Annotated in this window: 16 protein-coding genes; 13 read left to right on the top strand and 3 right to left on the bottom strand. The window is 71.4% G+C overall.

Translation table 11 applies throughout. From position 1 onward, the window contains the following. The gene (locus ACIGO6_RS08315; protein ID WP_399873005.1) at positions 1-1,533 is read right to left on the bottom strand and encodes an MFS transporter; all 1,533 of its coding nucleotides are present in this window, start codon (positions 1,531-1,533) and stop codon (positions 1-3) included. A 189-nt stretch (positions 1,534-1,722) separates the two neighbouring features. On the opposite strand from ACIGO6_RS08315, the gene ACIGO6_RS08310 reads away from it, so the two are divergent. The 3 genes from ACIGO6_RS08310 to nadE all read left to right on the top strand — a co-directional run bounded on the left by ACIGO6_RS08310 (position 1,723) and on the right by nadE (position 7,138). Then, positions 1,723-2,922 carry a glycoside hydrolase family 64 protein gene (locus ACIGO6_RS08310; protein ID WP_399873002.1) on the top strand — a complete coding sequence of 400 codons (1,200 nt, stop codon included), beginning with the start codon at positions 1,723-1,725 and terminating at the stop codon, positions 2,920-2,922. A 200-nt stretch (positions 2,923-3,122) separates the two neighbouring features. Next, a complete protein-coding gene (locus tag ACIGO6_RS08305) occupies positions 3,123-6,131 on the top strand; it encodes a family 16 glycoside hydrolase (RefSeq protein ID WP_399873000.1) in 3,009 nt (1,002 codons plus the stop codon). 176 nt (positions 6,132-6,307) lie between these two features. Further along, positions 6,308-7,138: an ammonia-dependent NAD(+) synthetase gene (gene nadE, locus ACIGO6_RS08300; protein WP_399872997.1), complete on the top strand. Its 831-nt coding sequence runs from the start codon at positions 6,308-6,310 to the stop codon at positions 7,136-7,138. Between the two features lie 61 nt (positions 7,139-7,199). Here the strand turns inward: nadE and ACIGO6_RS08295 are convergent, their stop codons facing one another. After that, complete coding sequence (locus tag ACIGO6_RS08295) at positions 7,200-8,129, bottom strand: oxidoreductase (RefSeq protein WP_399872993.1); 930 nt, start codon at positions 8,127-8,129, stop codon at positions 7,200-7,202. Between the two features lie 80 nt (positions 8,130-8,209). On the opposite strand from ACIGO6_RS08295, the gene ACIGO6_RS08290 reads away from it, so the two are divergent. The 9 genes from ACIGO6_RS08290 to ACIGO6_RS08250 all read left to right on the top strand — a co-directional run bounded on the left by ACIGO6_RS08290 (position 8,210) and on the right by ACIGO6_RS08250 (position 17,234). After that, on the top strand, positions 8,210-8,815 hold the full coding sequence (locus ACIGO6_RS08290; protein WP_399872992.1) for a TetR family transcriptional regulator: 606 nt from the start codon (positions 8,210-8,212) through the stop codon (positions 8,813-8,815). Between the two features lie 125 nt (positions 8,816-8,940). Continuing rightward, on the top strand, positions 8,941-9,783 hold the full coding sequence (locus ACIGO6_RS08285) for an MIP/aquaporin family protein (protein ID WP_399872990.1): 843 nt from the start codon (positions 8,941-8,943) through the stop codon (positions 9,781-9,783). A gap of 28 nt (positions 9,784-9,811) precedes the next feature. Beyond that, complete coding sequence (glpK, locus tag ACIGO6_RS08280; RefSeq protein ID WP_399872987.1) at positions 9,812-11,335, top strand: glycerol kinase GlpK; 1,524 nt, start codon at positions 9,812-9,814, stop codon at positions 11,333-11,335. An 86-nt stretch (positions 11,336-11,421) separates the two neighbouring features. Further along, positions 11,422-12,513 carry an AI-2E family transporter gene (locus ACIGO6_RS08275; RefSeq protein WP_399872985.1) on the top strand — a complete coding sequence of 364 codons (1,092 nt, stop codon included), beginning with the start codon at positions 11,422-11,424 and terminating at the stop codon, positions 12,511-12,513. A 54-nt stretch (positions 12,514-12,567) separates the two neighbouring features. Next, the gene (locus ACIGO6_RS08270) at positions 12,568-13,221 is read left to right on the top strand and encodes a maleylpyruvate isomerase N-terminal domain-containing protein (RefSeq protein WP_399872982.1); all 654 of its coding nucleotides are present in this window, start codon (positions 12,568-12,570) and stop codon (positions 13,219-13,221) included. A 182-nt stretch (positions 13,222-13,403) separates the two neighbouring features. Further along, positions 13,404-14,054, top strand: a complete 651-nt coding sequence (locus ACIGO6_RS08265) for an ankyrin repeat domain-containing protein (RefSeq protein WP_399872979.1) — start codon at positions 13,404-13,406, stop codon at positions 14,052-14,054. After that, positions 14,051-15,220: a hypothetical protein gene (locus tag ACIGO6_RS08260; protein ID WP_399872976.1), complete on the top strand. Its 1,170-nt coding sequence runs from the start codon at positions 14,051-14,053 to the stop codon at positions 15,218-15,220. The genes ACIGO6_RS08265 and ACIGO6_RS08260 overlap by 4 nt, the downstream gene beginning before the upstream one ends. A 186-nt stretch (positions 15,221-15,406) precedes the next feature. After that, positions 15,407-16,315 (top strand): SMP-30/gluconolactonase/LRE family protein, encoded by a 909-nt coding sequence (locus ACIGO6_RS08255; protein ID WP_399872974.1) that lies wholly within the window; start codon positions 15,407-15,409, stop codon positions 16,313-16,315. A 103-nt stretch (positions 16,316-16,418) separates the two neighbouring features. Then, a complete protein-coding gene (locus ACIGO6_RS08250) occupies positions 16,419-17,234 on the top strand; it encodes an SAM-dependent methyltransferase (protein ID WP_399872971.1) in 816 nt (271 codons plus the stop codon). Between the two features lie 63 nt (positions 17,235-17,297). Here the strand turns inward: ACIGO6_RS08250 and ACIGO6_RS08245 are convergent, their stop codons facing one another. Then, positions 17,298-17,501: a cold-shock protein gene (locus ACIGO6_RS08245; RefSeq protein WP_019330262.1), complete on the bottom strand. Its 204-nt coding sequence runs from the start codon at positions 17,499-17,501 to the stop codon at positions 17,298-17,300. 321 nt (positions 17,502-17,822) lie between these two features. On the opposite strand from ACIGO6_RS08245, the gene ACIGO6_RS08240 reads away from it, so the two are divergent. After that, a complete protein-coding gene (locus ACIGO6_RS08240) occupies positions 17,823-18,587 on the top strand; it encodes a L,D-transpeptidase family protein (protein WP_399872969.1) in 765 nt (254 codons plus the stop codon). The last annotated feature ends 110 nt before the right edge of the window (positions 18,588-18,697 follow it).

The following is an 18,697-nucleotide window of genomic DNA, read 5'->3' as shown; positions in this document are numbered from 1 at the left end:
TCAGAGGCGGGTGCCCGGGGCGGGGCCGGGCCGGGTGTCCTCCCGTCGGGGTTCCAGTGGCGGCACGGCGACGGAGCCGTGTGTGCGGCACTCCGGGCGTCGGCAGTCGGGGGCCGGGCGGCGTACGGTCGCGAAGGCCAGCACCGCTCCGAGCACCAGGAGGCCCGCGCACATGGGCATCGCCCGCCGGAACGCCGTGTCGAAGGCGCCCGCCGAGCGGTACGCGTCCGGGCCCATCCCTGCGAGCAACGGCAGCGCGGCCACCGCGATCAGCCCCGCCGCGCGGGCCGCGGCGTTGTTGATTCCGCTGGCCAGGCCCGCCCGCGCGGTGTCCACCGAGGCTAGGACGGTGGCGGTCAGCGGCGCGACCAGCGTCACCATGCCCGCGCCCATCACCAGCAGCGCGGGCAGCACGTCCCGCGGGTACGAGGCGCCCGGTCCCACCCGCAGCATCAGCAGCAGCGCCGCGGCGCACAGCAGCGGCCCCACGGTGAGCGGGATGCGCGGCCCGATGCGCTGGGCCAACTCACCCGAACGGGCGGAGAACAGCAGCATCAAGGCCGTCGTCGGCAGCAGTGCCGTACCCGCCTCCAGCGCCGAGTAGCCCACCACCACCTGAAGCTGGAGGGCGGTGAGGAAGAAGAAGCCGCCGAACGCCGCGTACACGCACAGGGTCACCAGGTTGACGGCCGTGAACTGCCGTGAGGCGAAGATGTCCGGCGGCATCATCGGGTCGGGCCGCCGTCGTTCCACGAGGACGAAGGCGACGCCCGCCGCGACTCCCACGACCGCCGCCACGGCCACGGCCACGGAGCCGCCGCGGGCCTCGATCAGCGCATACGTCACCAGGGCGAGCGACAGCGCGCCGAGCACCGCCCCCAGCACGTCGAAGCCGCGGTGGGAGCCGCCGTCGGCTGACTCGGGGACGTGCCGCAGGGCGATCGGGGCGCACACCAGCGCAAGGGGAACGTTCAGCAGGAAGACCCAGCGCCAGCCGGGGCCGTCCACCAGCCAGCCGCCCAGGAAGGGCCCCACGGCCGCGCCGACCCCTCCGAACCCGGACCACAGACCGACGGCCCGGGCCCGGTCGTCGGGGTGGAACGAGGCCTGGATCAGCGCGAGAGAGCCGGGGGTCAGCAGCGCGCCGCCGACCCCTTGCAGGGCGCGGGCGGCGATCAGCACCCCGCCGGTCGGTGCGAGTCCGCACAGCAGGGAGGCCGCGGCGAACCACACCACGCCCAGGACGAAGATCCGCCGCCGCCCGAAGCGGTCCCCCAGCGAGCCGCCCAGCAGGATCAGGCCCGCCAGCGTCACCATGTAGGCGTTCACGGTCCACTGGAGTGCGGCGAGGCTCGCGTCCAGGTCCCGGCCGATGCGCGGCAGCGCGACGTTGACGACCGTCGAGTCCAGCATCGCCATGCTGGAGCCGAGGACGGTGGTGAGCAGGACCCACCTGCCCGTCCCAGAGGTGAGCCGTACGGCCGGTCCCGCCCCCGACGCGTCCTCGGCCGCTTTCTCCGGAGGCGTAGCCATACCCCGGAGAATACGAGAGGGCCGGGTGCGGTGCGAGGCGTCGAAGCCCGTCCCGCCCTCGGGAGACGAGCGCTCACCCCAAGACGACCGCGCCCCACACATTGACATGGACGCGACCGACAGAGACTCTGAGAGCGCTCTCACGCACCGGTACGGACCAATCCCCCCACACCTGCACGGAGGTCGAGAGTGCTCACCAGACTCAAACACCGCCTGATCGCCGCGGCCTCGGCCGTCGGCCTGGCCGGCGCCCTGCTCACCGTCGGCGCCTCCCCGCCCGCCGACGCCGCGGTGCCCGCCACCATCCCGCTGAAGATCACCAACAACTCCGCCCGCGGCGAGCAGGTCCACGTCTACACGCTCGGAACCTCCCTGACGACGGGACAGCAGGGCTGGGCCGACGCCGACGGCACCTTCCACGCCTGGCCCGCGGGCGGCAATCCCCCCACCCCCGCCCCGGACGCGTCGATCCCCGGACCGGCGGCCGGGCAGACGAAGACCATCCGCATCCCCAAGCTGTCCGGGCGCATCTACTTCTCGTACGGCCGGAAGCTCGACTTCCGGCTGACCACGGGCGGCCTGGTGCAACCGGCGGTGCAGAACCCGAGCGACCCGAACCGCGAGATCCTGTTCAACTGGTCCGAGTACACGCTCAACGACTCCGGGCTGTGGCTGAACAGCACCCAGGTCGACATGTTCTCCGCGCCCTACACGGTCGGCGTGCAGCGCGCCGACGGCGCCGTGAGCACCACCGGGCAGCTCGAGCCGGGCGGTTACCAGGCGGTGTTCGACGCCCTGCGGGCACAGCCCGGCGGCTGGGGCGGCTTGATCCAGACCCGCTCCGACGGCACGGTGCTGCGGGCGCTGTCGCCGCTGTACGGGCTGGAGACCGGAGCGCTGCCCGCGTCGGCCATGGACGACTACATCAACCGTGTCTGGCAGAAGTACACGTCGGCCACGCTCACGGTCACCCCGTTCGCGGACCGGCCGGGCACCAAGTACTCCGGACGTGTCTCGGGCGGCGTCATGCACTTCACCGACAGCGCCGGGGCGGTCGTCACCAGCTTCCAGAAGCCCGACGCCTCCAGCGTCTTCGGCTGCCACAAGTTCCTGGACGCACCCAACGACGCCGTGCGCGGGCCGATCTCCCGCACGCTGTGCGCCGGCTTCAACCGGTCGACCCTGCTGACCAACCCCAACCAGCCGGACACCTCGGCGGCGAACTTCTACCAGGACTCCGTGACCAACCACTACGCCCGCGTCATCCACGACCGGATGACCGACGGCAAGGCGTACGCCTTCGCCTTCGACGACGTCGGACACCACGAGTCGCTGGTGCACGACGGCGACCCGGCGCAGGCACAGCTCACCCTCGCCCCGTTCGACTGAGCACGAGCGGGGAGGACGGCGGCGCCGGGCGGGCCCGTCACCCGCCCGCCCGGCGCTTCCGGCCACACTTTGCACACACCGATGACAAAGTATGGACATGTCAAACGGAAGTCCCCTACCGTGGCGGCGGAACCACCGTCATGCCGCACGAGACCGGAGCGATTTCCGGCACGGTCCGGTCCCCACATCCCGGAGGACCAATGCACCAACGGCTGTTCCCGCGTGCCCGAAGACACCTCGTCGTCCTGCTGGCGTCAGCGATCTCCCTCGGCGGCGTCTGGGCCGCACCGGCCTCCTCCGCCGCGCCCGCGGACATCCCGCCGCAGGAGCCCGGAGTCACCCTGCGCGTGTTCGACGTGCAGACACCGCTGAACGAGCTGTGCACCCTCAAGCCCGGCCAGACCCCCAACCACGACAAGCTGATGCCGACGGTCGACTGGTCGACCACCGCCGACTTCGGCGGCATCGCCGACAACTTCGTCTCGGAGGCGTCCGGATACCTGGTCGCACCGCGCGACGGCACCTACGTGCTCCGGCTGACCAGCGACGACGGCTCACGGCTGACCCTCGACGGCGCCACGGTGATCGACCACGACGGCCTCCACGGCGCGGAGCCCAAGGACGGCACGGTCACCCTCACCGCGGGAGCGCACCCGCTGCGCATCGAGCACTTCGACCGCGGCGGCGGCCAGCAGCTCCAGCTGTCCTGGATGCCGCCCGGCGAGAGCGAGTTCACCGTCGTGCCCCGCGAGGCGCTGAGCACCGACGCCGGTGTCGTCCGGGTGACCGCACCGGGCCGCAAGGAGTGCGAGGCCGGGCGCGACACCCCCGGCGACGGTCTGCCGCTCACCTCCGTGCGCCCCGACCTCACCCTCACCGACCTGCGCCCCGAGGGCTTCGAACCCCAGGTCACCGGCATGGACTGGCTGCCCGAGGGACGCCTGGCGATCAGCACCTGGGGCGGCACCGACAACGTTGCCGGTGAGGTGTACCTCCTCGACAACGTCACCGGCGCGACCAGCCGCGACAAGGTCACCGTCAAGAAGGTGGCGAGCGGGCTGCGCGAGCCCATGGGCATCAAGTACGTCGACGGTTCGCTCTACGTCTCCCAGAAGCACGAACTGACCCGGCTGGTCGACGAGAACGACGACGACGTGACCGACGAGTACCGCACGGTCGCCAGCTGGCCCTACGGCGGCAACTTCCACGAGTTCGCGTTCGGCCTGCTCTACCGCGACGGGTACTTCTACGTGAACCTCTCCGTCGCCATCAACCTCGGCGGCGCGACCACCACCCCGCAGCCCGCGCCCGGCCGCGGGACCACGTACAGGATCAGCAAGAAGACGGGGAAGATCAGCCCGATCGCGGGCGGACTGCGCACGCCCAACGGCATCGGCTGGGGTCCGGACAACGGCCTCTTCGCCACCGACAACCAGGGCGGATGGCTGCCCGCCTCGAAACTCGTCCAGGTCAAGCAGGACCGCTTCTTCAACCACTACACGGAGCCCTCCGGGCCCTTCGACGACTCCCCCGTCACCGAGCCGGTGCTGTGGCTGCCGCAGAACGAGATCGGCAACTCGCCCTCCACACCGCTGTACCTGAAGAAGGGCCCGTTCGCGGGCCAGATGCTGATCGGCGACGTCACCTACGGCGGTCTGCAACGCGCCTACCTGGAGAAGGTCAAGGGCCAGTACCAGGGCGCCGTCTTCCGCTACACGCAGGGCCTGGAGGCCGGCGTGAACCGCATCAGCGTCGGTCCGGACGGGGCGGTCTACGCCGGCGGCCTGGGCGCCGACGGCAACTGGGGGCAGGCGGGCAAGCTCAAGTTCGGCCTGCAGAAGCTGACACCCAACGGCGGCAACACCTTCGACATCCAGAAGATGCGGGCCGTGCCGGGCGGCTTCGACCTGACGTACACCCAGCCGGTGTCCGCCGAGACCGCCGCGCAGCTCGCCGACCGCTACGAGGTCGAGCAGTGGCGCTACACGCCGACCGCCGACTACGGCGGCCCGAAGATCGCCGAGGAGGACCTGGCGGTGCGCTCGGCGACCCTCTCCGACGACGGCCGGACCGTGCGGCTGCGGCTGGACGGCCTGAAGCCGGACCGCGTGGTGCACGTGCGCTCGCCCCGTCCCTTCTCCTCGGCGTCCGGTGAGACCCTGTGGAGCACCGAGGCCTGGTACACGCTCAACGCGATGCCCGGCAAGCAGCCGCCTTCCGCCACCCTCCACGAGGCCGAGGAGGCGCGTCTCACCGGCACCGCCGGCGTCGACACCGACCACACCGGCTACTCCGGCAGCGGATTCGTCGACCGCTACGACACCGAGGGCAAGGCCGCCACGACGTTCGACGTGACGGTCCCGAAGTCGGGCACCTACGACGTCAACCTGCGCTACTCCAACGGCCCGCATCCGTTCGAGGGCACCAAGTCGCTCTCCCTGTACGCCAACGGGAAGAAGGTACGGCAGACGGAACTCCCCTCCACCGGGGACTGGGACACCTGGTCCACCCGGACCGAACGCCTGCACCTGCGCGCCGGTCACAACACGGTCTCCTACCGGTACGACCCCGGTGACACCGGTCATGTCAACCTCGACCTGATCACCGTGCACCCGCGCGGCACCCGGGTAGCCCTCTTCGACGGCACCGCCGCCTCGCAGGCCCAGTGGCAGCACACGGACGGACGGCGCGTGGCATGGCCACTGACCGACGAGAAGTCGATGGAGGTGTGCTGCGGTGACATCCGCACCAAGGAGGCCTACCAGGACTTCGCGCTGCACGTGGAGTTCCGCGTCCCGCAACTGCCGCCCGAGGTGACGGGTCAGGACCGCGGCAACAGCGGCATCTTCCTCCAGGACCGCTACGAGCTGCAGATCCTCGACTCCTACGGTGACACCTCCCCTGCCACCAACGAGGCCGGCGCCTTCTACCTGAAGAAGGCGCCCGACACCAACGCGGCGACCGCCCCGGAGACATGGCAGACGTACGACATCGTCTTCCGCGCGGCCCGCTACGACGACAGCGGCAACAAGACCGCCGACGCCCGGGTGACGGTGATGTGGAACGGCACCGAGGTCCACGACGACATCGTCCTCGACGGGCCCACCGCCTCCGGCAGGGCCGAGACGCCGGCCGCCGGGGCGATCCGGCTGCAGGACCACGGGAACAAGGTCCGGTTCCGGAACATCCGGGTGGAGCCGCTGGGCTGAACCGCACTGGTCCCCGCTGATCCGCACTGATCCGCCGACGTGCGGGGCGGGCCACGACGGCCGCCCCGCACGTCGCGTTCCCACACCGGTCGGCCCGTCTCCGCCGGACGCCGCTGGGTAGGCTGAGTGAACCATCCCCCGTGGGACGAGCCCCCACAAGTCGAACAAGGAGCGGAATGAGCGAGCCGGCGTCCATCGCCCTGCAACTGGAGATCGCCCGGGAACTGGAGGTCGCGGAGACCTTCGACGCCGAGCAGGAGATCGAACGCCGGGTGGCCTTCCTCGCCGGGCGACTGACCTCCACCGGCCTGCGGTCCCTCGTGCTCGGTATCAGCGGCGGTGTCGACTCGACCACCGCGGGCCGACTGTGCCAGCTCGCCGTCGAGCGAGCCCGGGCCGAGGGGCACGAGGCGGGCTTCTACGCGATGCGGCTGCCCAACGGGGTCCAGGCCGACGAGCACGACGCCCAGCTCGCGCTCTCCTTCATCAAGGCCGACCACGTACTGACCGTGGACATCAAGCCCGCGAGCGACGCCGCGCTCGAGGCCCTGCTCGCCGCCGACGTGGCCTTCCGCGACGCCCACCACCAGGACTTCGTGCACGGCAACATCAAGGCCCGGCAGCGCATGATCGCCCAGTACGCGGTGGCCGGGGCGCACCACGGCCTGGTCGTCGGCACCGACCACGCCGCCGAGGCGGTCTCCGGCTTCTTCACCAAGTTCGGCGACGGCGCCGCCGACGTGGTCCCGCTGACCGGCCTCACCAAGCGCCGGGTGCGCGCCGTCGCCGACGCGCTGGGCGCCCCGGCCGAGCTGGTGTGGAAGGTCCCGACGGCCGACCTGGAGGCCCTCGACCCCGGCAAGGCCGACGAGGACGCCCTCGGAGTGACGTACGAGGAGATCGACGACTTCCTCGAGGGCAAGCCGGTGACGGAGCAGGCCTTCGAGACGATCGTCACCCGCTACCGGCTGACCGACCACAAGCGCCGGCTGCCCATCGCCCCCTGAGGGGACGGCCCGGGGTGCCCCCTGACCGAGGCCGGTGGCGCCGGGCCGGCCCGGTCCCGGGTCAGTCCGACGACAGGTAGCGCACTTCGGTCAGGCGCTGCGACACCTCCCACAGACGCCGGCCGGTCTCGGCGTCGGCCGCCGCGGGGGACAACCGCACCCGGGTCGGTGCCCCGCGCAGTTCGGCCGGGCCGTTCGGCCCGATGAACTCGCCGCTCTGCGCACTCGGGTCGGTCGCCGCGTACAACTGCGGCAGCGCGCCCCGGTCCGGGGACTGGGCGAGCGGAATGAGCAGGCGACCGAAGACCAGCTTCACCAGGCCCACCGGCGCACTCGTCTGCAGACGGGTGGCCGTGTAGCCGGGGTGTGCGAGCAGGCTGCGCACGGGGCTGCCGGCCCCGGTCAGCCGCCGGTGGAGTTCCCGCCCGAAGACGGCGTTCGCGAACTTCGACTGGTTGTAGAAGCCCATGGGCGAGTAGCTGCGCTCGCCGGTGAGGTCGTCGAGGAACAGGCGCCCCTGGCGGTGGTTGGTGGAGGTCACCGTGACCACACGGGGGTCGTTTCCGTCCGCCAGCAGGTCGAGCAGCAGTCCGGTGAGCGCGAAGTGGCCGAGGTGGTTGCCGGCGAACTGCAGTTCGTGGCCCTGGGCGCTGAGCCGTCGGGGCGGCGCCATCACGCCGGCGTTGTTGACGAGCACGTCGAGCCGTGGATGGTCGGCGTGCACCTGCTCGGCGAAGGTCCGTACCGAATCGAGATCGGCCAGATCGAGCCGGCGCACCTTGAGGTCGGCACCCGGTCGACCGGCGGTGATGTCCGCGACCGCCCGTCGGCCCTTCTCCACGTCGCGCACCGCGAGGATCACGTGTCCGCCCCGGCGGACGATGGCACGGGTGGTCGCCAGGCCGAGGCCGCTGTTGGCTCCCGTCACGAGGAACACCCGCTTGGTCTGGTCCGGAATCTGCTCGGCGGTCCAACGCTGCTGTCGGGTCATGCGGCACACCATGACGCTGATGTCACCCAGTGTCAAGGCGACCCTTGGTGTCATGGGAGGCATGGAGTTACCATGAGCTGGTGAGTACGCGTCCCGAAATCAGCCTGGCCCAGCGCAAACGCCAACTCGTCTCGGACGAACTGACCGAGGCAGCCCTGCAGTTGCTGGCACGGAAGGGGTTCGACGCGGTCACGATCGACGAGATCGCGACCAGCGCCGGGGTGTCCAAGAGGACGTTCTTCCGGTACTTCGCGTCCAAGGAGGACGTGGTCGTCCAGTTCCTGACCGACATGGGCGCCGACATGTGCGCCGAGCTGGCGGCCCGCCCCGGCGGGGAGCCGCCGTCGGTGGCGCTGAAGAACGCCGTTTCGGTTCCCCTCGCCGACTGCGCCGGTCACTCCGACAGAGCACTGCGGGTGGTGCAGCTGATTCTGCGCACTCCCTCCCTGCACGCGCGCTTCCTGGAGCGTCAGGGGCGGTGGCACGAGGACCTGGCCGCGGAGCTGAGGCGCCGCCCGGGGCTCGCCCCCGACTCCGATCTGTACCCGCAGCTCGCCGCCGGGATGGCGCTGAGCGCCTTCAACACCGTGCTGCGCCGCTGGAGCGACAGCGACAGTGCCGAGGACCCGGTCGAACTCGCCGAGCGGGCCTTCGCCGTCATCGCCCCGGCTCTGGACGCCGCCTGACGACACCTGGCCCGTCGTCAGCACGCATGCCCGTTATGTGCGCGTTTGCCCCTACCGCCTTAATCTGTCGAAGGAGAGGCTCGGACACGTCAACGGCCGGTTCAGCCGGCGGAAGGTGAGCTTCCATGGCTGAGCGGCTCAAAAGGTCTGGTCTGATCGGTGAACTGTCGGCCGAATTCGCCGGCACGATGATCCTCATCCTCTTCGGCTGCGGCGTGGTGGCCCAGGTGGTCGCGGGCGGCGCGCTCACGGATCCCCCGGGCGGTCTCGGCGACCACGACAGCATCTCCTGGGCCTGGGGCCTCGGCGTCACCCTGGGCGTCTATGTGGCCGCGCGGCTGAGCGGAGCCCATCTCAACCCCGCGGTGACTCTGGCCCTCGCCACGTTCAAGGGGTTCCCGTGGCGCAAGGTGGTGCCCTACGCGCTGGCCCAGACGGCCGGTGCCTTCGTGGCCGCTCTGGTGGTCCGCTGGAACTACACCGAGGCGCTGGCGAAGGCCGACCCGGGCCACACCATCAAGACGCAGTTCGTGTTCTCCACGCTCCCTGCGAACGGCAACACCGCCCTCCCGGTTTACGAGTGGGGCGCCTTTCGCGACCAGGTCATCGGCACCGCCATCCTGCTGCTGCTGATCATGGCCATCACGGACATGCTGAACACGCCGCCCGGCGCGAACCTGGCCCCCTTCGTCATCGGCCTGGTGGTGGTCGCCATCGGCATGGCCTTCGGCACCAACGCGGGTTACGCCATCAACCCGGCCCGCGACTTCGGCCCCCGGCTGGCCAGCTTCCTCACCGGATACGGCGGGGCCTGGCGAGACCAGTACGGGAACCTCTACTTCTGGGTGCCGATCGTCGGCCCGCTGATCGGTGGCGTGCTCGGCGCGGGTCTGTACAAGCTTTTCGTCAGCCGGTTCCTGCCTGCGCCGGGGCCGGAGGCGGGGCGCGTCCCCGCACCCGAGGACTGACACCGGCCGGAGAGGCGGCGTACGTACCATGGCGGACTTCATCGGCGCGGTGGACCAAGGCACCACCAGCACCCGATTCATGATCTTCGACCACGACGGCAACGAGGTGGCGAAGCACCAGTTGGAGCACGAACAGGTGCTGCCCCGTTCCGGGTGGGTGGAACACGACCCGGTGGAGATCTGGGAACGCACCAACTCGGTGATGCAGAACGCCCTGCGCTTCAGCGGTCTGAGCGGGACCGACCTGGCGGCCATCGGCATCACCAACCAGCGCGAGACCACGGTGGTCTGGGACCCCCGCAACGGCCGCCCCTACTACAACGCCATCGTGTGGCAGGACACGCGCACCGACACCATCGCGGCGAACCTCGAACGTTCCGGCCGGGGCGACGTCATCCGCCGCAAGGCCGGGCTGCCGCCGGCGACCTACTTCTCCGCCGGCAAGATCCAGTGGATCCTGGAGAACGTCGACGGCGTCCGCGAAGCGGCGGAGGCCGGTCATGCCGTCTTCGGCAACACGGACGCCTGGGTCCTGTGGAACCTGACCGGCGGCCCGGACGGTGGCATCCACGCCACCGACGTGACCAACGCGAGCCGCACCATGCTGATGGACCTGGAGACGCTCGACTGGGACGACGAACTGCTCGGCTTCTTCGGCATCCCCCGGGCCATGCTGCCCACCATCAACCCCTCCTCGCACCGGACGGCGTACGGCGAGACGCGGACCTCCCGCCCGCTGCGCGCCGCCGTTCCCATCGGCGGGGTGCTCGGCGACCAGCAGGCGGCCACCGTCGGCCAGGTCTGCTTCGCGCCCGGCGAGGCCAAGAACACCTACGGCACCGGCAACTTCCTGGTGCTGAACACCGGCTCGGAGCTGGTCCGCTCCCGGCACGGTCTCCTCACCACCGTGGCCTACCAGTTCGGCGACAGTCCGGTGGTCTACGCACTGGAGGGCTCCATCGCGGTGACGGGGTCCGCCGTGCAGTGGCTGCGCGACCAGATGAAGATCATCAAGTCCGCGGCCGAGAGCGAGGACCTCGCCCGCACGGTCGACGACAACGGCGGCATGTACTTCGTCCCCGCGTTCTCGGGCCTGTTCGCGCCCTACTGGCGTTCCGACGCCCGGGGAGCCATCGTCGGCCTGGCCCGGTACAACGACAACGCGCATCTGGCCCGGGCGACGCTGGAAGCCATCTGCTACCAGAGCCGCGACGTCGTCGAGGCCATGGAACAGGACTCCGGGGTCCACCTCGACGTCCTCAAGGTCGACGGCGGAGTGACCGCCAACGACCTCTGCATGCAGATCCAGGCCGACGTCCTCGGTGTTCCCGTCAGCCGTCCCGTCGTCGCGGAGACCACCGCCCTCGGCGCGGCCTACGCGGCGGGGCTGGCCACCGGGTTCTGGCAGGACACCGATGAACTGCGCACGCACTGGCACGAGTCCAGGCGCTGGCAGCCCCAGTGGTCCGAGGACCGGCGCGCGCAGGGGTACGCCGGGTGGAAGATGGCGGTGGAGCGCACGCTCGACTGGGTCAAGATCTCCGAGGACTGACCCCGCCGCGCGTCGGGGAAATCGGCGAACTGGACCGACACGGGGGGAAGTTCGTCGCCGGCAGGCGTCCCCATAGGGTGATCCCCATGTCTGCCAGATTGAGTTCCGCCAGGACCCGCGCCGCGCTGCGGGCCGGCGCGCGTGCCTCCGCCGAGTTGCTGCTGATACTTGTGATGCTCGCGGTGGCCCTGTGGGTCCTCGGCCGTATGTGGTCGGTCGTGTGGCCGCTGATAGTCGGCCTGCTCCTGACCACGCTGACCTGGCCCCCGGCCCGCTTCCTGCGGCGACACGGGTGGCGTCCCGCACTGGCCGCGGCGGTGGTGACCGTGGCGTTCCTCCTGGCCGTCCTGGGCATCGTGGCACTGATCGCGGTGCCGATGTCCTCCCAGACCGACGAGCTGTCCGACGGGGTGGTCGAGGGCATCGAGCGGCTGCGCGAGTGGGCCGCGGGACCGCCGCTGAACATCGGCGACGACCAGATCAGCGGTGCGGTCGACTCCGCGGTGGCGCGTGTCCAGGACAGCGTCGGCAGCATGGTCACCGCGGTGGCCACGGGGGTGGGCACCGTGGTCAACGGCCTGATCACCGCTGTCCTGGGCGTCTTCCTGATGTTCTTCTTCCTCAAGGACGGGCCGCGGTTCCTGCCGTGGCTCACCCGCCAGCTGCCCGGCCGGCTCGCCACCGACGTCCCGGCCGTCGCCCTGCGCAGCTGGGAAACGCTGGGCTCCTTCGTCCGCTCGCAGGCGCTCGTGGGTCTGCTCGACGCCGTCTTCATCGGTCTCGGACTGTGGATCCTCGGCGTTCCGCTGGTCCTGCCCCTGGCGGTGCTGACGTTCGTGTCCGCGTTCGTGCCCATCGTGGGCGCCCTGTTCGCGGGCTTCGTCGCGGTCCTCATCGCCCTGGTGTCGAACGGCCTGACGGACGCGCTGATCGTGCTGGCGATCATCGTCGTGGTGCAGCAGCTGGAGGGCAACGTGTTCCAGCCCATCATCCAGAGTCGGGGGCTCGGGCTGCACGCGGCGGTGATCCTGCTGGCGGTGACGCTGGGCGGCAGCCTGGCCGGAATCGTGGGGAGCCTGCTCGCCGTGCCGGTCGCCGCGCTGATCGCGGTGGTCTGGAACTACGTGCGCGAGCAACTGGTCGATCCGCCGGAGGAGGTCGCGACGGCGGAGGGGTGAGCGGCGGGGTGAAAGCGGTGGCAGCCGGGCGGCCGGTGCTGTTGGCTTCCGGTCGTGGATCTCTTCTCCAGCTCCTGGGCCGCGCTGCGCACCGCGGTCGCCGGGCTCTCCGACGACGACTTCGCCCGGCCCTCCGGCTGCACCGGCTGGCTCGTACGGGACCTGGTGTGCCACCTGGTCATCGATGCCCAGGACGTCCTGATCACCCTCGCCACCCCCGCCGACACGGAGCCGACCCGGGACGCGGTGACCTACTGGGACGTCGTCGAGGCCCCGACGGGCGACGACCCGCTCGACGCGCTGACCGTCCGCCTGGCCGCCGCGTACGAGGAGCCGTGGCTGCTCAAGTTCCACCTCGACGACGTCGGTTCCGCCGCCGGTCGCGCCGCCGGGCTCGCGGATCCCGCGGCCCGGGTCGGCACCCGGGACCAGGTGCTCACCGCGGGCGACTACCTCGGCGCGTACGTCCTGGAGTGGACGCTGCACCACCTCGACCTGATCGCCCACCTCCCGGACGCGGCGCAACCGCCCGCCGAAGGGCTCGCCGCGTCGCGCAAGCTGCTGGAGAGGATCGTCGGGGCGGAGTTCCCCCGGTCGTTCACCGACAGCGACGCCCTGCTGACCGGCACCGGACGGCGTGCGCCGACGGAGGCGGAGAAGGCCGCCCTGGGCGAGTTGGCCGGGCGGCTGCCCTTCGCGGTCGGCTGACACCGGCTGACCGGGGTCGCCTCGGCGGAGAGGGCGGGAGCGCGGCGGCGGGTCAGCCGATCGGACGACAGGTACGTCATCCGATCCGTGGGACGGGAGGAGCCGGTGCGCCGACGGGCGCGCGGGCGCCGTGGGTCGATGCTGGAGGTACTCGCCCCTCGACACCGCGGAGTTGTTGCGCCATGACCGCCCCCTCCCCCACCCCCGACGACCTGGCCCTGGTGGCCGCGGTCCGTCGCGGTGACACCGACGCCGTCCGGGCCGCGCTGCGGGCCGGCGCCGACCTGGAGACGCGCGACGAGCAGGACCGCACCCCGTTGCTGCTGGCCGCCCTCGCCGACCGGGTCGCGGTCGCCGAGGTGCTGGTCGCGGCCGGGGCGGACGTCAACGCGCAGGACGCGCGCGAGGACAGTGCGTGGCTGGTCACCGGGGTCACGGGCAGCGTGGCGATGATGCGGGCCCTGCTGCCCGGCGGTCCGGACGTGACGCTGACCAACCGCTTCGGCGGCGTCTCGTTGATCCCGGCGAGCGAACGCGGACACGTGGCCTACGTACGGGCCGTGCTCGCCGAGACGGAGACCGACGTCGACCACGTCAACCGGCTCGGCTGGACGGCACTCCTCGAAGCGGTCGTCCTCGGGGACGCCGGCCGCCCGCACCAGGAGGTGGTGGAGGCCCTGCTCGCGGCGGGCGCCGACCCCCTGCTGCCGGACGGTGACGGCGTCAGCGCCCGGGCGCATGCCGAGCGCAGGGGCTTTCGGGCGATGGCGGACACGCTGCGGCGGGCCGAGTCGCGCAGCGCCGGCGTCCACGGGAAGGGCGGGCGGCGGTGAACCGGCGCAGCCTCGCAGGCCCCCTCGCCGCGCTGGCCGCCGTCACCGCGACGCTGACCGGATGCACGTCGAGCGACGACGCCGCCGGTGCCGTGCCGCCACCGGCGTCCGCCCCGCCCGCCGCCACCCGAACGCCGGACGCCCGTGCCAGTGCCGGCACCGACACCGACACGGCCCGCACGCCCGGAGGCACCCTCCTGGTCACGGACTTCGGCGCAGACACCGTCACCTTCGTCGACCCCGCCCGCCGGGGCGCGGCGGCCGACCTGGGGTCGGTGCGGGTCGGGACGGCCCCGTACGGGATCGCCCTCGGCGACGACGGCACGGCCTGGGTGGCGACCGCGGAGGGGGTCGCCACCGTGGACACCCGCACCCGCGAGCGCACCGCCCTGATCCCCTACCGCACCGACACGGGCCCCGGGTCGACCGGCGAGTACCGGGGCGGCGGCATGGGCATCGCCCTGTCCCCGGACGGCAGCCGCCTCTACGTCGGCGTCAACGTCCCCGGCGGCCGCGGCACGCTGGAGGTCGTCGACACCGGGCGACGGGAGGTGACGGAGGTCCTGCCGGTCGGCCGCCGGCCCTTCGACGTCGACGTCTCGCGCGACGGACGGCACGTCTACACCACCAACCACGACTCCTTCGACGTGACCGTCGTCGACACCGACGGCTGGACGACGCGCCGCATCGAGGTCGCCCCGTACGGCACCGAGGGCGGCCTCGGTTCCTGGCTCAAGCCGCACTACACCGCCGTACGTCCGTCCGACGGGGCCCTGCTGCTGCCCTTCGAGGGCGAGCGGCTGGCCGTGGTCGACCCCCGTACCGGGAGCGTCCGGATCGAGGGCATGACCGCCAACACCCATCAGCACGGCGTGGCGGCCGGTGCCGACGGCACGCTCTACGTGGTGGGCACCGGCCCGATCGATCCGTCCGAGGACGACGGCCCGTCCCTGACCGTCCGCGCGCCCGACGGCGACGAACGGGTCATCGCCCTGGACGGCCCGCACGAGACCGTCGTCCCCTCGACCGACGGCCGCACCGTCTACGTCTCGGGCGGCTTCACCCGCGACGGCTACTGGAACGGTCTGAGCATCGTCGACACCGGCACGGGCCGGGTGACGCGCCTGCCGGTGGGCGAACGGCCGCTGGGCATCGCGATCCTGTGAGCGGCCGGCCGGGCGCGTGGGCCTCGCCCCGGTCGTCCCGCGCCGACGGGCCGGACGGCCCACGGCCCGGACGCCTCTCCACGCCGTGGAGTCCCCCCTGTTCGCGCCGCTTGCGCACGCGCTCGTGTGGTACAACGCGGGCTACGTCGACCCTCATCCTGGTCACGCCCGCTGAGAGGAATGCCCATGCCCACCGACGGCCTGTACGAGATCCTGGACGACCGCTTCCGCACCGGCCGCTGTGCGAACGGTGACAGCAGGCTGGAGGTCCTGCACGACGGCTGTCGCTGGGCCGAGGGCCCGGTGTACCTCCCCGCCTGGCGCCAGCTGCTCTGGAGCGACATCCCCAACGACCGCATCCTGCGGTGGGACGAGGCCACCGGCGCGGTCGGTGTCTTCCGCACCCCGGCCGGCCACAGCAACGGCAACACCCTCGACCGGCAGGGCCGTCTGGTCACCTGTGAGCAGGGCAACCGCCGCGTCACGCGCACCGAGCCCGACGGGACCGTGACCGTCCTCGCCGAGCGGTACGCCGGCAAGCGGCTCAACAGCCCGAACGACTCCGTCGTACGCTCCGACGGCACGCTCTGGTTCTCCGACCCGGACTTCGGCATCACCAGCGACTACGAGGGCCATCGCGCCGATTCCGAGATCGGCGCGTGCAACGTCTACCGGGTCGACCCGGTGTCGGGGACCGTGCACCTCGCCGCCGACGGCTTCGACGGGCCGAACGGCGTCATCCTCTCCCCCGACGAGAAGCGCCTGTACGTCTCCGACTCGCGGGCCGCCCGGATCCATGTGTTCGACGTCGGCGAGGACGCCACGCTGTCCGACGGGAAGGTCTTCGCCGAGGCCCGGGGTGACGTCCGCTTCGACAACATCCGCTTCGACGACGAGGGCCGTCTGTGGGCCGCCGCGCTGGACGACGGGGTCCACTGCTACGACCCCGACGGCACGCTCATCGGCCGGCTGCGGGTACCGGAGCGCGTGTCCAACATCGCGTTCGGCGGCCCGAAGAACAACCGTCTCTTCATCACCGCCACCACCTCCCTGTACTCACTGGTGATGTCGGTGACCGGAGCTCCGCGCCTTTGAGCCGAGACGGCCGCGAAAAGGCGAACCGGTGTACGGGTGAAGGGTGTTGCGACGTAGGTTGGGGTGACCAATCCCCGCCTCGGCTGAAAGACGGACCGAACTGATGAGCGACCCCGTGACGACCCCCGACCCTTCGGCGCACCAGAAGATCGACACCTCGGTGCCGCACTCGGCCCGGATCTGGAACTACTGGCTGGGCGGCAAGGACAACTACCCGGTCGACGAGGCGGCCGGCGACGCCTACACCGCCGTCTTCCCCGGCATCGTCACCATCGCCCGCAGCAGCCGCGCCTTCCTGCGCCGCAACATCACGTACCTGGTCGCCGAGGCGGGTGTCCGGCAGTTCCTCGACATCGGGACGGGACTGCCGACCGCCGACAACACCCATGAGGTCGCCCAGCGCATCGCCCCCGAGGCACGGATCGTCTACGTCGACAACGACCCGATGGTCCTCGCCCACGCCCGTGCCCTGCTCTACTCCACCCCCGAGGGAGCGACCGCCTACATCGACTCGGACGCGCTCGACCCGGACCGTGTCCTGGCCGCCGCCGCCAGGACGCTGGACTTCGACCGGCCCGTAGCCCTCATCCTCAGCAACATCCTCGGCCACGTCGCCGACTACGACCGGGCACGTTCGGTCGTCAGCCGGTTGATGGAGGCGCTGCCGTCCGGCAGCTACCTCTCCGTCAACGACGGTTCCCGGGGCATCGATCCCGACTTCGAACAGGCCCAGGACGCCTACAACGAGAGCGGCGCCGCGCCGTACGTCCTGCGCACGGTCGATCAGATCACGGCGTTCTTCGACGGTCTGGAGCTCGTGGAGCCCGGGGTCGTCCCGGTCTCCCTCTGGCGTCCGGACGCCGCCTCGCCCGCCCCTGAGCCCATCGGCGAACACGGCGGCCTCGCCCGCAAGCCGTGACGCACGGTGCCCGGGAACCGCTCGCGGTTCCCGGGCACCGTGCCGTCTACGGCTGTCTCCCGGTCAGGCGGGGGTGATGTTCTCCGCCTGCGGGCCCTTCTGGCCCTGGGTGATGTCGAAGGTGACGGCCTGGCCTTCCTGCAGCTCGCGGTAGCCGGTGGCGTTGATGTTGGAGTAGTGCGCGAAGACGTCGGGGCCGCCGCCGTCCTGCGCGATGAAGCCGAAGCCCTTTTCGGAGTTGAACCACTTGACGGTTCCGCTGGCCATGCCTTTTGCCTTTCAGCCGTTATCGGATCCGCACCGCGCGAACCCGGAGGTGGTCGTCCTGGTCCTCCGGCATTGCACAGCAAACCGCCCGCACTTCGGCGCGGGCGGTCTGGGCGAACCACGACATCTGCTGCTGACGCTACACGGCATGTCCGAGCCCCACCAGTGAGTAAGGGCAGTGAGCGGGAACGATGTTGCGGCGGGGGCCGGTCCGGGGCTGGTACTTCCTGCGCCATACGGGCGAGACGACGAGGCGGTGACACCGCCGGTTCTGTATCTGTTCAAGCAAGGAGTAGTCCACACACGGAGTCGGAGGTCGTTATGACCGTCAGGAAGGCGCTGGCCCTGGTGATCGGCGCCGGCATGTGCAGCGGCGTGCTGGGAACCGGCTGCGCCCCGCAGCAGCCGGACGCCTCCTCCGGGCCTGCCCAGGCCTCCGGCAGCCCCGCGTCGCCACCGGCGTCCCCCCGCCCCGCTCCCCCGCGCGCGTTCCTGCGCCCCCTGCCCGGGCTGGGGCCGGTCATGCGCGCCCGTGTCCCCGCCGAATCCCGACAGGCCCTGATGGTCACGGGCCCGACGGAGGACTCCTCCCGGGCGCAGGCGGTGCTGTACGAGCAGTACCCGGCACGGGGCTGGCGCGCCGTGGCCGGGCCCTGGCCGGCCCACAACGGCCTGCGCGGCTGGTCCGACGAACACGTGGCGGGTGATCTGCACACCCCCATCGGCGTGTTCGGTCTCAGTGACGCCGGTGGCCGGCTGCCCGACCCCGGCACCCTGCTGCCCTACGACCAGGACCCGGAGTTCCATGTGACGGGCACCGGGCATCTCGGCGAGCCGCTGGAGGGTTCGTTCGACTACGTGATCGCCATCGACTACAACCGCGTGACCGGCATCACTCCCCTGGACAACACCCGGCCCCAGGGCGAGGAGAAGGGCGGCGGGGTCTGGCTCCACGTGGACCACGGCGGGCCGACCAACGCCTGCGTGTCCCTGAGCGAGGAGCACATGCGCGCGCTGCTGACCTCCCTGGACCCGGGCAAGAAGCCGGTCGTCGTCATGGGACCGAAGGAAGCCCTGGCGCAGTAGCGCGGCTCGGTGCGCGTCCACCCGCCGTAGACGGGCCGGTGCGAAAGGGCAACGGAGCACGACGTCCCCGGTCCGAGCCGGGCGTACGGGTTCGGGGCACGCGCACTTGA

It is taken from the genome of Streptomyces sp. NPDC053750, assembly GCF_044544295.1.
GTDB lineage: Bacteria > Actinomycetota > Actinomycetes > Streptomycetales > Streptomycetaceae > Streptomyces.
This window is presented reverse-complemented; position numbering and strand designations above follow the sequence as displayed.

Excerpts from the sequence above, each read along its gene's own strand:
- ACIGO6_RS08265 (WP_399872979.1), top strand. The coding sequence starts at position 13,404 with ATGACCGCCCCCTCCCCCACCCCCGACGACCTGGCCCTGGTGGCCGCG.
- ACIGO6_RS08285 (WP_399872990.1), top strand. The coding sequence starts at position 8,941 with ATGGCTGAGCGGCTCAAAAGGTCTGGTCTGATCGGTGAACTGTCGGCC.
- ACIGO6_RS08250 (WP_399872971.1), top strand. The coding sequence starts at position 16,419 with ATGAGCGACCCCGTGACGACCCCCGACCCTTCGGCGCACCAGAAGATC.
- nadE (WP_399872997.1), top strand. The coding sequence starts at position 6,308 with ATGAGCGAGCCGGCGTCCATCGCCCTGCAACTGGAGATCGCCCGGGAA.
- ACIGO6_RS08315 (WP_399873005.1), bottom strand. The coding sequence starts at position 1,533 with ATGGCTACGCCTCCGGAGAAAGCGGCCGAGGACGCGTCGGGGGCGGGA.
- glpK (WP_399872987.1), top strand. The coding sequence starts at position 9,812 with ATGGCGGACTTCATCGGCGCGGTGGACCAAGGCACCACCAGCACCCGA.
- ACIGO6_RS08295 (WP_399872993.1), bottom strand. The coding sequence starts at position 8,129 with ATGACCCGACAGCAGCGTTGGACCGCCGAGCAGATTCCGGACCAGACC.
- ACIGO6_RS08255 (WP_399872974.1), top strand. The coding sequence starts at position 15,407 with ATGCCCACCGACGGCCTGTACGAGATCCTGGACGACCGCTTCCGCACC.
- ACIGO6_RS08275 (WP_399872985.1), top strand. The coding sequence starts at position 11,422 with ATGTCTGCCAGATTGAGTTCCGCCAGGACCCGCGCCGCGCTGCGGGCC.
- ACIGO6_RS08245 (WP_019330262.1), bottom strand. The coding sequence starts at position 17,501 with ATGGCCAGCGGAACCGTCAAGTGGTTCAACTCCGAAAAGGGCTTCGGC.
- ACIGO6_RS08305 (WP_399873000.1), top strand. The coding sequence starts at position 3,123 with ATGCACCAACGGCTGTTCCCGCGTGCCCGAAGACACCTCGTCGTCCTG.
- ACIGO6_RS08240 (WP_399872969.1), top strand. The coding sequence starts at position 17,823 with ATGACCGTCAGGAAGGCGCTGGCCCTGGTGATCGGCGCCGGCATGTGC.